General features: G+C 39.1%; 10 protein-coding genes and 1 riboswitch. Of the genes, 1 reads left to right on the top strand and 9 read right to left on the bottom strand.

The genetic code is table 11. The features are described from left to right. Positions 1-77: 77 nt before the first annotated feature. The 5 genes from DESACI_RS04075 to DESACI_RS04055 form a co-directional block, all read right to left on the bottom strand. Entirely contained in the window at positions 78-674 is a 597-nt protein-coding gene (locus DESACI_RS04075; RefSeq protein ID WP_014825902.1) for a TetR/AcrR family transcriptional regulator, read from the bottom strand. 509 nt (positions 675-1183) lie between these two features. Then, complete coding sequence (locus DESACI_RS04070; RefSeq protein ID WP_014825901.1) at positions 1184-1540, bottom strand: NifB/NifX family molybdenum-iron cluster-binding protein; 357 nt, start codon at positions 1538-1540, stop codon at positions 1184-1186. Between the two features lie 269 nt (positions 1541-1809). Continuing rightward, on the bottom strand, positions 1810-3951 hold the full coding sequence (locus DESACI_RS22960) for an ATP-binding protein (protein WP_148271375.1): 2142 nt from the start codon (positions 3949-3951) through the stop codon (positions 1810-1812). Positions 3952-4225: 274 nt separating this feature from the next. Further along, complete coding sequence (locus tag DESACI_RS04060) at positions 4226-5257, bottom strand: ATP-binding protein (protein ID WP_014825898.1); 1032 nt, start codon at positions 5255-5257, stop codon at positions 4226-4228. 285 nt (positions 5258-5542) lie between these two features. Beyond that, positions 5543-5627, bottom strand: a riboswitch (cyclic di-GMP riboswitch). 345 nt (positions 5628-5972) lie between these two features. After that, positions 5973-6362: a pyridoxamine 5'-phosphate oxidase family protein gene (locus DESACI_RS04055; protein ID WP_014825897.1), complete on the bottom strand. Its 390-nt coding sequence runs from the start codon at positions 6360-6362 to the stop codon at positions 5973-5975. Positions 6363-6486: 124 nt separating this feature from the next. On the opposite strand from DESACI_RS04055, the gene DESACI_RS04050 reads away from it, so the two are divergent. Beyond that, positions 6487-6840, top strand: coding sequence for a winged helix-turn-helix transcriptional regulator (locus DESACI_RS04050; RefSeq protein WP_014825896.1), 354 nt, complete (start codon positions 6487-6489; stop codon positions 6838-6840). Here the strand turns inward: DESACI_RS04050 and DESACI_RS04045 are convergent. The 4 genes from DESACI_RS04045 to DESACI_RS04030 all read right to left on the bottom strand — a co-directional run bounded on the left by DESACI_RS04045 (position 6813) and on the right by DESACI_RS04030 (position 13201). Beyond that, a complete protein-coding gene (locus DESACI_RS04045) occupies positions 6813-8018 on the bottom strand; it encodes a multidrug efflux MFS transporter (RefSeq protein WP_014825895.1) in 1206 nt (401 codons plus the stop codon). The genes DESACI_RS04050 and DESACI_RS04045 overlap by 28 nt on opposite strands. A gap of 271 nt (positions 8019-8289) precedes the next feature. Continuing rightward, positions 8290-11361 carry an efflux RND transporter permease subunit gene (locus DESACI_RS04040; RefSeq protein WP_014825894.1) on the bottom strand — a complete coding sequence of 1024 codons (3072 nt, stop codon included), beginning with the start codon at positions 11359-11361 and terminating at the stop codon, positions 8290-8292. Positions 11362-11373: 12 nt separating this feature from the next. Further along, positions 11374-12519 carry an efflux RND transporter periplasmic adaptor subunit gene (locus DESACI_RS04035; RefSeq protein WP_014825893.1) on the bottom strand — a complete coding sequence of 382 codons (1146 nt, stop codon included), beginning with the start codon at positions 12517-12519 and terminating at the stop codon, positions 11374-11376. A gap of 73 nt (positions 12520-12592) precedes the next feature. Then, the gene (locus tag DESACI_RS04030; protein WP_014825892.1) at positions 12593-13201 is read right to left on the bottom strand and encodes a TetR/AcrR family transcriptional regulator; all 609 of its coding nucleotides are present in this window, start codon (positions 13199-13201) and stop codon (positions 12593-12595) included. Between the last annotated feature and the right edge of the window lie 38 nt (positions 13202-13239).

Here is a 13239-nt window from a genome sequence, read left to right as displayed (position 1 = left end):
CCTTAGTAATTTCGATGAATCGCTATTTACTAAATTTAATTGCCGATTTTGAGGAGCAAAATCTCAAACTATACTTTTTAATGATTAAGGAAAGTGAACCCTTTCAAGATCGAATTAACTGTCTTCATAGTCTCTTCCCGTAAGGAAAAACTGAAATTATTCATTCTCCACTTGAGGCTCATTAAACGGATGATCCCGTCGATAGTGTCTGCTAATGCCTCACTTGATATTTCTCCGGAGATAAGCCCTGCTTCAACTCCTCGATCAACAAGTTCCTGCAAAAAGTTAAGACGGGCGAAAAAGATAGACTTTACCTTCTCATTGAACTCTTTGTCCGAAAATAAATTATCGTAAGTATTTAGAATGGCCGTAATTGGAGGATAATTCTCATAATATGTAACAAAAGTTTCCACAAAGTCTTGAATTGCCTCAACCTCATGAACTTTACGCGCTTTGACTGCAGTAAAAACCGCTTGATCGTACTGCGAGAAGTGATTAAGAATAGCTAGAATAAGTTCACCCTTGCTTTTAAAATGTTTAAAGATAGCCGATTCTGAAATTCCTTCTCTTTTGGCAACTTCACGAGTTGAAAGGCCTTGAAAACCAGCTTCATGAATGATCTGAATTGAAGTTAGAATAATTCCCTCTCTGCGGCTTATCAGTCTAGGTTCCAATCTATTCCCTCCATAGTAAGTTATCACTCTCTTACCTAAGAAACATGATATTCTCCTAATATTCTCTTGTCAATACTATAAAGATATTAGCTATGACATTTATCTACAAGTTTATTTTAGACATTTTGTTGAATTTTGACCTCATTTTCACCATTAACCCAAGGCTTAGAGTCCACCTGTGCTGAGAGCTATAAGCGGAACTAGTATGTAACAAAAAGTTATAATTTCAGCGAGCATAAAGAAAACTTAGCTGGCGCTAAGCCTCCGGCGAAAGCGGCAGGTTAGTTGCACTTATGCCAGAGGACGAAGACACTGTCTTCGCACGTATAAACTCTTCTTGCAGTATTTAACCAAAGGTTATACTTTCAGATAGTATTAAAAAAAGCACCCTCTCCATGACTATGGAGCAGTGCTATTTTTCGTAAAAACAAATGTTTAATCCTGAATGGTTATATAGTGTGCCGGATAACCTTCGGCAGCCTCTTTAGCTGCTTCTTTATTCATTTCCTTCAATTTCCACATTCACCTTGGTGTATATGCTCATGACATACAGCACTATTAGTTTTAAGTGAGCCTTGCAAATACTGTTCGGCAGCTATCTTAGCATGTCCTTTGGCACCGGTTATTACAGATATACCCTTTTCATTGAATATTTCTATGGCTCCGCCACTTATATCGCCCGAAACAATAACACTGACCCCCAAGTCATCTAAGAAGTCGGGTATAAAGCCAGGCTTGTGCCCTGGATTTAAAATAGAATCTATTTGCACAATCTGATTATTTTCAACTTGGAATATGCTAAAACTATGACAATGCCCAAAATGCTCAGCGACCATACCGTTATTACTTGCTACCGCAATTTTCAATGAGGATTCCCCCTTATGCTTTTGGTCATATGCCCCTTTTTGATTTATTATACTTTCTTATGGACATATGTCAATAAAATTATCGCAAGTCTGAGCAGATCATGCTCAATTTTTCTACATTTTTGTAATGCTAACCAAGGAATCATCTACTTGGATCGGCTAATAATACCCTCGCTTCATATCGGAAAAAGAATAGGTACATCTTGTGTTAATTGGCTTAAAAACTTTACCAATAATTTTGGCAGCAAATATATAGTAATTTTCTATTATTATTTCTTTGTGATAAAACGCACAAGAAACGTTGTACCGTTAGGATTGCTTATGAATTCTAAACGAGCATTATGATGGGCCGCAATATTGTAACAAGTACTTAAACCAAGACCTGTTCCTTTCTCTTTCGTCGTAAAAAACGGTGTTCCGATTTTATCCAAATCCCCTGCTTCGATACCCTTACCTTCATCCTTAACAGAGAGTACCACGTGATCATCCTCAAGATACGTTCGGATCGTAACAGTTCCCCCTTCTTCCATGGCCTCTAAACCATTGCGACACAAATTTAACACTAATTGCGAAATCTCTTCTTGGCTTATCAGTATATCCGGAATTTCTCCCGCCACAAACACAATTTGTTTGTTCTGAGAAAAAGAATCCGCCTCCAGTAAAGGAAATAAATGTTTTAATAATTCATTAATATTTTGATAACGGCGCTCTTTCGTTGAATTTCTTGCAAGTGACAAAAAATCCGAAATAATTATATTGGCCCGATCGAGCTCATCGATCATCAGTTGGAACGTGCTCTCCTGAGACTGATACTCTGATTTACTTCCCAGTAACTGGAGATATCCTCGAACCGTTGTCATAGGATTCCTGATTTCATGAGCAATACCGGCAGCCATCTGTCCCACTAAATTCAGGCGCTCAAGGCGTGCCATCTCTGTTTGCAATCGAGATAGTTCCTGCTCAGCTTCTTTGCGTTCTGTTATATCGCATAAATTTCTAATTACAAGCTTAGAACCGTCAATATCATAAAATGGCTGAAGAGTTACTTCGTAAATCCGGTTGTTGTAAAAGAGTTTTTCTCCCCTAATAGGAAGGTCGTTTTCGAAGACATAGTTTATTGAGCAATTGTCACATGGTTTATTTTGGGCGACCACTTCATAACAAGTTTTTCCTTCACTCTCTCCAAAGACAGAATTATGATTTTGATTTGCAAATCGAACCACATAACTTTCCGAGATAACGGACACCAGCCCAGGAAGACTATCAATAACATCATGCAGACGTGTATATTCCCCCATCATCATCTCATGAGCATTTCTTAGTTCATTTTGGATTTGTTTTATTTCCGAGATGTTCTGAAATAATATGACACGTCCTAATTCATCACCAAAGTCATCCAACAAAACTGAAAAAGAACTTAAAACTGGTATCAATGTTCCATTCTGAGTTATTATTTCATTTTCGCTGCGACTCGAAATACCGGTTTTAGACAACATCAAATCGCTTTGGAAAAATTGCTCTGCGAGCTTACCCCTAAGATTACTTTCCTCATATCCTAATAGTTGAAGTGCTCCCTTATTTATACTCGTTATTTTCCCCTCCGGATCAGTAATTATTAACCCCTCATTCATAATTTTCAAAACGTCCAAGACAACACGTTCTGAGGTGAAACTCATCAGTTTTAATTTAATCATTGAGTACCTAATTACCAGGCAAACAAAGAGGATAGAAACTACTGCAAGTTGCGGAAGGTATGTCTTTTTTAAGAGCGGTAATATAATATTCGTTATTGAACCTAGAATTAAGGATGCTAGAAGAGAATAAGCAACTAATTTAGACTGTTTCTTTTCTCTCACCAATTTCGACTTTTTACCCCAATCCAGAATTAGCCAAATACTGACAAGGGCGAATACTACACTGTAAATACCATAATAATAATCCCAAAGCACTCCATTTCTCTTAGGAATTAAAAAAGTCCATCCATAGGAAGCCCGCACAATTTCGTTAGCTGAAGTAGTATGAAGAAAGTAGAGATAAATGGCAATCAAAGAGGGGACAACAAGCGGCAAATGATTCCAAGGTTTCTTTAAATAGGCCTCTCGTTTGGTCAGATAAATAAATAAATACAACACCATGCTAAACAATGTAGACCAAGAAAGAGAAGATAACCTATTAAAAAAATAGGCAGCCTCCTTAGTGCTTGAGGAAGTCATCAAGGCATAACAAAAGGCCCAGAATGCTAAGTTCAAACTTATCGCTAAAAATATTTTATTAATTATATTTTTGCGATCTTTAAAGAATAATGATATTCCCAAAAATAAATAGACACTACTGCAAGTCAGATACAAATAAACTAACGCTATCACCGGCAACCCCACTTTCAGAAACCCATAGAATAAGCAATAAATCATATTCAACATTTTCATGTTAATTTTTGATTAATCATGTCACTATCAATACTATATTCTAGATATACAGCGAAATATGTCGATTTAAGAGAAGCTTCGCAAAAAAACTGCCTAAGAACCCCTCGGTAGTCCGTGGCCAGTACGAAAAAAGAACGATCGTCGGTTTATACCTTCACTCGTTCTTAAGCAATTTTCCTAAAACTGCAGGTTTGCAATCGTTAATCGTGGTAAGTCACGATGGGAAAATCAATCTGCTTAGTTGGCAGATTAATGATTATCAGTGCGATAAACTTGTTACTTCTTTGACTAGCGGAAAACGAACAAAAAAAGTTGTTCCCCTGGGACTGCTCTTAAAGTCAATAGAAGCATTATGACGAAAAGCGATATCGTAACAGATGCTCAGGCCTAATCCTGTTCCGTTCTCTTTTGTCGTAAAAAAAGGTGTACCAATTCTGTCCAATTGTTCTGTTGGGATACCTCCGCCCTCATCCTCAATACATAGGATCACAAATTCGTTCTCAACATATGTCTGAATAGTTAGCGTTCCCCCTGCTTTCATTGCCTCTAAGCTGTTACGACATAAATTAAGCACTAATTGTGAGATTTCATCCGGATTGAGCATAGTATTAGGGGTTTCTCTGGTATTAAATTCTATTTGTTTATCCTGAGAACCTGAGTCTGCCTCAAGCAATGGATATAGATGTCTTAAAATTTTGTTGATATTAAAGTATTGGAGCCCTTTCGTGGAATTTCTTGATATTGCCAAGTAATCCGAGATAATCGAATTGGCTCGATCAAGTTCATTAATCATTAGCTCAAATATCTGACCTTGTAATTGAAACTCCGGTTTAGACCCAAGAAACTGGAGATATCCCCGTACCACCGAAATCGGATTCCTAATTTCATGGGTTATCCCTGCGGCCATTTGGGCCACTAAATTCAGACGTTCTAGATGTGCCATTTCTCGATGCAGGCGAGACAGTTCTTGCTCTCCCTTTTTTCGCTCTGTAATATTGTAAAGGGTTTTTATGACAAGTCTTGTTCCATCAATATCTCTAAATGGCTGATATTTGGCTTCGTAAATTTCTCCGTTATAGAAAGTATCCTCATTTTCCATAGGCCGTCCTTCAACAAACACTTCATTTATCTTACAGTTCTCACAAGGGGTTGTCCTTCCAAACATATTGTAACAGAACTCAACGTGATCCTCACCAAATTCTCTGTTATAATTGCGATTTGCGAAACGAACCTTATAATTTTCTTCCACTACAATGACTATACCCGGCAGACTGTTCAACAAATCGAGCATCCGTTGATGATCCTCTTTGATTGCTTCACTTTTTTTTCTTTGCTCATTATTGATCTTTATTAAGAGACTACCCGTTACCCCCCCCCAAAATAACGAGTATCCAGGAAATTCTTAGTGAATGATTATGAGAATCAAGCCATCTGTCAAAGCAAAAAAGAATAAGTCCAATTAGGAGTCCTAGGACTATAAATTTTCTTTCTTTCATCTTTTTCTCCCTCAATATTATAGGATTCTTCTTATGGCTGGACGAAGATAATCTTCCCAAGTGAAAAGCCTGGTTTATTCATAAAACCAGGCCGGTTGCGCTACTTGTTCCACATGTATAAAGCGCCCAAATTATAATACATGTTTCTAAACTTCCTAATTTGTATTAAATTAGCAAAAAATAAACATTTTTGTTCTAAAACTCTTTATGTGTAGTATAACATAGATATACTGTTCTAATTTGTCACATTATGTAACTAGTGGAAGAAAAAGTTTTGTTTGATTAGTATACGACTTATATTAATACTTTATTTTAGAGAAAAGCATACGCTGCATTAAAAAAAGTTTAATGCAGCGTACTCCATTATTAAATATTAAAGTATAACGGTATTGTAATGGTAAAAGGGATAGTGAAAGGTCTAATATACGATAAATGTAAAGTACATCGGATAAACAAAGAACCTTTTTGTCCCCCTGCATACAGCAGGAACACTATTACATCCCTTTAAGTTTAGAATTTAATGGTTTTGGGCTCAGTTGTCATAAATGTTGCCGTTGCATCTTCAAAATACAGCACCTCAAAAACTCCATCATCAACTTTGTACATTTTTGTAAGTGAAGGATTCTGGTCAAGCATAGCTTGTTTTGCTTCCGGTCTTTTATCAACGATCGCCTTTGCTTCTAAGCGAAACCAGCCGCCATCTTTGTTTAAGGCAGCAATTTCGATTTTAGTGTTCTTTTCAATTTGTTTAAATACGTTCTTTGTATTGTTTGTGCATATATACAGCTTGCCCTCAAATTTTGCTACCGCTCCAAAGGGGCGGTTTCTCGGCTGATCACCATCCATTGTTGCAATAAAGAAAACCTGGTTGTTTTTAAAAAACTCGAATACTGTTTCCATTGATCTTTACTCCTTTCAAGCCATACCTCTATAATGCATTTTATGACGGTAGAATAATTTATACAAGTACGATCTTTTATGATAGTATATTTCATTATTGATACTATTACTACAGGAGGGCCATATGAAAGAGAATGAAAAATTAGTAGGGCGATGTCCCTATGTAACAGCACAAAAAGTATTATCCGGGAAATGGAGTCTCTTAATTTTACATTATATAAGTGAAAAAACTCTGAGATTCAATGAGTTACAGCGTTTAATGCCGGATTTAACACAAGCAACGTTGACAAGGCAGTTGCGGGCACTGGAGGAAAATGGGCTTATCCTTCGCAAGGTCTATCACCAAGTTCCCCCAAAAGTAGAATACTCACTAAGTGACATTGGTATTGAATTTAATGAAGTCCTAGAGAAATTGGAAGTATGGGGTAAAAAATATATACAAAGCCATTTTCAGGCACACCTTGAACCAGATATTTGAAAACTACCTTTGCTTGTATAGTAAACCCAAAGAGCATTTATGAAAAGCAATATACTCGTGGAAAAGAAGACATAATGGAAACCCCAATAGGCGGCCATCTGACCTCCAATTACCGGGCCAGCGACGTTGCCTAAATTTTGAGCTGCATTATTATATCCGAATATTCTTCCTGAAATCGTTTCCGGGATGTTGCTTTTAAGAAGTGAATTAATAGCCGGCAAAAAACCAGCGGTAGCAATACCCATCATAAAGCGCAAAATTATCAGCTGCCAGGCGTTCCGGACATAGGCCTGGGGAATCAAAATTATGGCTGCCGCAAGAAGACAAACAAATAATACGGAATAAGGCCCTATCCTATCGGATAATTTGCCGAGAAAAGGGGCGATCAATACATTAGCTAAACCCACTGCTGAAACAACTGCACCGGAAATAATTGCTATATGGCTTGCATTGTTCATTAATAATTTTACATAAATGGTAACAATGGGCTCGATAGACATGCTTGCTAATTGAAGCATAAAGGAAGTTATAAACATAGCTATGAGTATTTTCGGTTTGTCGATGATCTTCCACACTTCCCGGCCGGACAATCGAGCCGAATTGTTTGGAATAAAATCTTCGCGAACAAATACCCAGGCAATGAGAAACGCCAAAAGCAGAAATCCCCCGGTGATGTAAAAAACATGACGCAAACCGATAATTTCGGACAAAGTACCGCCAACAAGAGGGCCGATCAAGGAGCCTCCTACTGAACCGGAAGTAAGAGTCCCTAAAGCCCAACCCGCGTGTTCTCTTGGAGTTTGAGAAGAAACCAGTGTAATCGCTGCCGGTACGTAGCCGGATATAGCACCCATCAAAAGACGAAGACCGACCAGTTCATAAACATTATGGACGAATCCTATTAAAATCATTATGATTGCCATTCCTAGGCTAGCTCTGAGCAGCATAAGCTTCCTGCCATGTATGTCGGCAAGCTTTCCCCAAAGCGGAGAAACGATAGCGGCAGAGAGCGCTGTGGCACCGAAGGCAACCCCAGACCACTGTTCGACTCTGGCAATATTGTGAACACCCAGTTGTTGAATATAAATGGGAAGAAAGGGAATTACGAGATTCATTCCCGCCATGGTAGCAAAAGATCCGAACCAGCAAATAATTAAGTTTCGTTTCCAGATTGGCATCGTTAATTCCTTTCAGATATCGAAATTTAGCATACTAAAATATTTTAACGTCATTTTAGTAAAGTTACAAATGGTGCACGAAGTAGCTTTAGCCCATTAAGGTTTACTTATGATCAACAGACTAATTATAGACCTGAAAGCCAATCTACTTAGAGTTCACTACCTAAATTACTACTGAACCTATAAACACTGAAAAACCCTTTCAAAGATCTTCGTCTTCGAAAGGGTTTTTTTAGTAAATAATTATTTTTGCATTTATAGAAGATTCACTCTAAGTAGTATGATCTGGAGATACCTCGGTTTTAGTTTTCCGGTGAAACTTCTGCTTCAAATCATCTAACAAGGAATAAACCACGGGGACAATAAAGAGAGTTAAGAGGGTTGAGGTAATTAACCCACCGATAACTGCATGCCCCATTGGCGCACGCATTTCTGCCCCGGATCCGGTTGCCAAAGCAACAGGAATCATACCAAAGATCATAGCAAGGGTGGTCATAAGAATAGGCCTTAACCGGGTGCGGCCTGCTTCCTGCAGGGCCTCCTTAATCCCTAGACCTTCCTTTCTTCTCTGTTTAGTAAAGTCAACAAGAAGAATACCGTTTTTAGCCACTAATCCCATGAGAAGAATAACTCCAATGAGGGACATGATACTTAGCTCGCTTCCGGCGGCATAAAGACCCAGAACAGCACCAATGAGGGCCATAGGCAGAGAAAACATGATCGCAATAGGATCTAAAAAGCTTTCGAACTGCATGGTCATAACCAGGTACATGAAAAGTATCCCCATCAAAAGCGCCATCACTAGACTACTGAAGCCCTCGGACATGACTTCATTCATGCCTCCGACCTTGATAAAAACCCCCTTAGGAATATCCGGATCATTCTGAAACTTTTTTGTATACTCGTTTAAAAAATCTCCCGAGGCCATTCCCTCTACATTGGCAGAAAGCTCGATTTGCCTCATTCTATCGTATCTGTGGATGGTGGAAAGAGAGGTGGCAAGAACTTTATGGGTGATACTTGAAATAGGAACCAGTTGATTGTTTGACCCATTAACATAAATGGCATTAAGATCATCCAACGACTTACGCTGGTCATCTTTTAAAGATACCCTTACATTAAAGCGATCTCCGGCATAATCAAATTTTCCAGCATCGATGCCGTCAAAAAGTGCCCTTATCGTATTGGCTGCAAGGGAAACATCGACTCCAAGATCAGAAGCTTTGTCTCTGTCAACCTCTAATTTAGCTTCCGTTGCACCATTTTTTATATCGAGGCCTACATCTTTGGCATGAGGATCCTCACTCAGCTCCTTTTTGGCTTTCAAGGCAAAATCCTCCAATGTCTGCTGATCGTTGCCCATAATAACAAAGGAGACATCCTTGCTTTCACTGGGGCCAAATGAACCTGCTTGTACTGATAAATCGAGTCCGGGAATTTTACTTAAATCATTCCTGATTTCGGAAGCAAGCTCTTTGGAAGTCTTTTTTCTTTCCTGTTTATCCGTAAGTTTCACATAAGTGGAAATATCATCGGAACTTACGGTGGTATAAAGATGTGTGATTTCAGGATATTTCTTAAGGCTCTTTTCAATTTCCTTAGCCTTTTCTCCTCTTGCCTCAAGGGTCAACCCTGAATCTGTCGTGGCGCTGATGTTAATGGAGCCATTATCGGAGGCGGGTATAAAGCTAAAGCCCAACATAGGAATCATCCGCATACTGGTCACGAAAAGCCCAATAGTAATAACTAAGGTAATAAAGCGATGGCTTAATACTACCTTCAAAAATCCGGCATAAGTCAAACCTAATAAATTAAATTTATCATTAAACCAATCTAAAAAGCTCCCAACAAAGGTCCTTTTGACTTTTTTCTCTGCCTTTAATAAAAGAGAGGCCATCATCGGTACCAGGGTTAACGATATAAAAAGAGAAACAAGCATACTAAAAGCGACAGTGAGACCAAATTCTATAAAATACTTCCCGATGATCCCCGTAACTAAGGCAATAGGTACAAAAACCGCCACCACAGCGAACGTTGTCGCTAAGACTGCTAAGCCAATTTCCGAGGTCCCTTCCAGGGCCGCCTTTATTGGAGGTTTACCCATATGTAAATGCCGGACTATATTTTCAATAACCACGATAGCATCATCAATTAATAAACCTACAGCCAGCGAGAGAGCCATCAGAGACATGGTATTAAGTGAAAAATTCATAGCCTTCATAGCGATAAACGTTGTAATAATTGAGGTCGGAAGAGAAATCCCGCTGATTAACGTGCTTTCCCATTCGTTTAGAAACAGGAATACAATAATGACGGCCAGTATACAACCTTCAAGGATCGTTTTAACGACCTCGTTAACCGAATCACGGATAGAAACAGAATTATCCACAACTACGTCAATGTGTAATCCTTTGGGAAGAAGTCCCTTAATAAGCTCCAATCGTTGTTTCACATTGTCGGCAACTTGAACTGTATTTGCCCCTGATTGTTTGACGACATCGATCCCGATAGCCTCTTTCCCATCATAATAGGAAATACTTTTCATATCTTGTATCCCGTCCGACACTGTCGCAACGTCGCGAACTTTTATTTCCCGGTCTGAACGGTTAGCTACCGTTATATTGTAAAAATCATTCAGTGATTTAACTTTATTGTCGGTTCGCAGTGAAATCTCATTTTGCCCTTGCTTAACCTTCCCGCCCGGTTCTTCCATGTTCCCGCTCAGGATGTTACCTACCATCTCGGCCGGAGTCAGTCCATAAGCTGCTAACTTATCCAGATCCAGCTTGATTTTGATTTCCCTCTCCTCTTCACCATAAACATTAACCGATCCGACGCCGTTTACAGTATATAAGCTCTTAGTAATCACATCATCAACAATTTTGGAAATGGCCCGGTTATCCATTGAACCGCTGACAGCCAACGATAAAATTGGCTGAGCGGAAAAGTCATATTTGGCAATGACCGGCTCATCAATATCGTTGGGAAGACTTTTTCTCACCGAAGAGACCTTGTCCCGAACTTCCTGGGCAGCCACGTCCGGCGATTTTTCCAAGACAAACTCAGTAATAATATTGCAAGATCCTTCACTGATATTCGTATAAACATGCTTTACACCGGATATTTGCCCAATAGCTTCCTCTACCTTCTTAGCGATATTTGTTTCAATTTGGTCTGGGGCAACTCCATTCTCCGTTATGGAAACTGTTACATAAGGAAAATCCGCTTCAGGCATGTCGTTAATGCTTAAACTTTTAAAACAGATAAAACCTACCAGAATGAAGGTCATGATTATAACGGTAATTACGACCGGTCGTTTAACACTAACATTTGTCAATAACATTCCTTAGCCCCCCTATTTCGAAGCCACCGTAACTGAATCACCATCCTGAAGCACGTTCAGGTTTGTTGAGATAATTGCTTCATTGCCTTGAAGTCCTGTTTTAATCTCAGCCTGATTGCTGAATAAGTTCCCTATCGTCACAGTGCGTTTGCGGGCGATTCCATTTTCATTAATAAATACGTAATAGTTGCCATCCTGACCATTAATCAAGGAAACGGGGATAACAAAACTAGGGGCTTTAGTATTATCTATAAATCTCACTTTAGCAGATACCCCCGGCTTTAAGGACTGGTCCTTATTAGCCAATTCGACTTTTACTTTAAATGCCCTTGAGGATGAATCGGCAGACGGGTCAATACTCTTTACAACCCCTTCGTAACTTTGACTTTCATCTTCATTAAGGATCACTTGGGCCTTTTGACCAATTTTAATGTTTTGTATCAGCGCTTGGTCAATCTCAACAACTGCGTCAATTGCCGAAATATCTAATACTTTACCCAAAACACTTCCTTGATTGAGAAACTGTCCGAGACTTACATTTTTTCCATCAATAACACCGGTGATTGGGGCTCGGATGATCGTATTGTCCAAGGTAGTTTGGAGGTTGTCAATATTGGTCTGAGCTGTTTGTATATTCGCCTGATTTGCAGCAACATCAGCCTGAGTACTTTTCAAAGAGGTCTCCGCATTTTCCAGATCAGCCTGGGCGGCGGCACCTTGTTCAACCAATTCTTTAGTCCGGTTATATGTACGTTGAACATTTTCGAGATTTGCCCCCGTTTTTTGTAAAGACGCTTTGGAAACCTCCAATTGACTTTCCGCCGATTTTAATTGGTTTTGAATGTCCTGATCATCTAAAACAACCAGCTCCTCACCTTGTGCAACTTGCTTACCATCATCAAATATAATATTGATAACCTTTCCGCTGTTTTTGGAACTGATAATTCCCTCCTGCTTGGCTTGTAATGTGGCTTTATAAGCTGTCCCTTGATTTTGGCTCAGCTCCGTTGGCTTAATGACTCCTACGCTCAACTTGTTACTTACCACGTTTGTCCCGCCTTGGGTCGCCTTGGCAGCAAAGTTTAACTGCAGTTCTTTGTAACGAAACAGGACAACCCCAACAGCAAAGGCAACGACGATGAGTGCAACTAAAACCATTCTTTTTTACTCATAATTTCACCTTTCTCTTGAAAATAAGTTTCTTACCTTGAAAAAAATCAGATTCCATTCTTCATTTATCCCCAATTCCATGAAGTATAAAGTCAATAATCTTCTCCCTATCCGAATCTTTTTCTTGCCGAATACTGTAAGCGTCCAACGCATGACCTTTATGGCAGCAAAAGGCCGCTATCATATCAGTTGTGAAATTTGCCGCAAATTCAACATCAATTTTCCTGAGAACTCCATCTCTAGCCCCCTTTTCAAAAAGATCCCTTAAGATATCAACATATTTCTCTCTATAACTCATCATTATTTCTTGAAACATTTGCTTTGTTTCGAAAGTCAATTCAAAGAAATCACCGAACATTACAAACTTAAAGAAAAAGTCAACCGCTTCGCTGGTTTCCTGGGTTATTTTTACGATCTCGTTTATTTTAGCTCTCAACGTAATTTTCCCGCTCATTCTGCGAATAACTTCGGCAAAGAAATAACTCGCATTTTCTTTGACTACATGAATGAACAAATCTTCCTTGTTCTGAAAGTATTCATAGAGGGTCCCTTTCCCAAGTCCGGCCTTTGCAGCGATATCTTTCATGCTGGCATTCGTAAAACCATTCTCCCGAAACACCTCAAAAGCCGCACCTAAAATTGTTTCCTCTTTATCTTTTTGTCTTGCCATATTATCCTCCAACCTATACTCCGGGAATCAATCATAAA

It is taken from the genome of Desulfosporosinus acidiphilus SJ4 (assembly GCF_000255115.2).
GTDB lineage: Bacteria > Bacillota > Desulfitobacteriia > Desulfitobacteriales > Desulfitobacteriaceae > Desulfosporosinus > Desulfosporosinus acidiphilus.
This window is presented reverse-complemented; position numbering and strand designations above follow the sequence as displayed.

What these genes read in the sequence shown, in the direction of transcription:
- DESACI_RS04035 (WP_014825893.1), bottom strand. Translation starts at nt 12,519, where the DNA reads ATGGTTTTAGTTGCACTCATCGTCGTTGCCTTTGCTGTTGGGGTTGTC.
- DESACI_RS04060 (WP_014825898.1), bottom strand. Translation starts at nt 5,257, where the DNA reads ATGCTCGATTTGTTGAACAGTCTGCCGGGTATAGTCATTGTAGTGGAA.
- DESACI_RS04055 (WP_014825897.1), bottom strand. Translation starts at nt 6,362, where the DNA reads ATGGAAACAGTATTCGAGTTTTTTAAAAACAACCAGGTTTTCTTTATT.
- DESACI_RS22960 (WP_148271375.1), bottom strand. Translation starts at nt 3,951, where the DNA reads ATGATTTATTGCTTATTCTATGGGTTTCTGAAAGTGGGGTTGCCGGTG.
- DESACI_RS04045 (WP_014825895.1), bottom strand. Translation starts at nt 8,018, where the DNA reads ATGCCAATCTGGAAACGAAACTTAATTATTTGCTGGTTCGGATCTTTT.
- DESACI_RS04040 (WP_014825894.1), bottom strand. Translation starts at nt 11,361, where the DNA reads ATGTTATTGACAAATGTTAGTGTTAAACGACCGGTCGTAATTACCGTT.
- DESACI_RS04030 (WP_014825892.1), bottom strand. Translation starts at nt 13,201, where the DNA reads ATGGCAAGACAAAAAGATAAAGAGGAAACAATTTTAGGTGCGGCTTTT.
- DESACI_RS04050 (WP_014825896.1), top strand. Translation starts at nt 6,487, where the DNA reads ATGAAAGAGAATGAAAAATTAGTAGGGCGATGTCCCTATGTAACAGCA.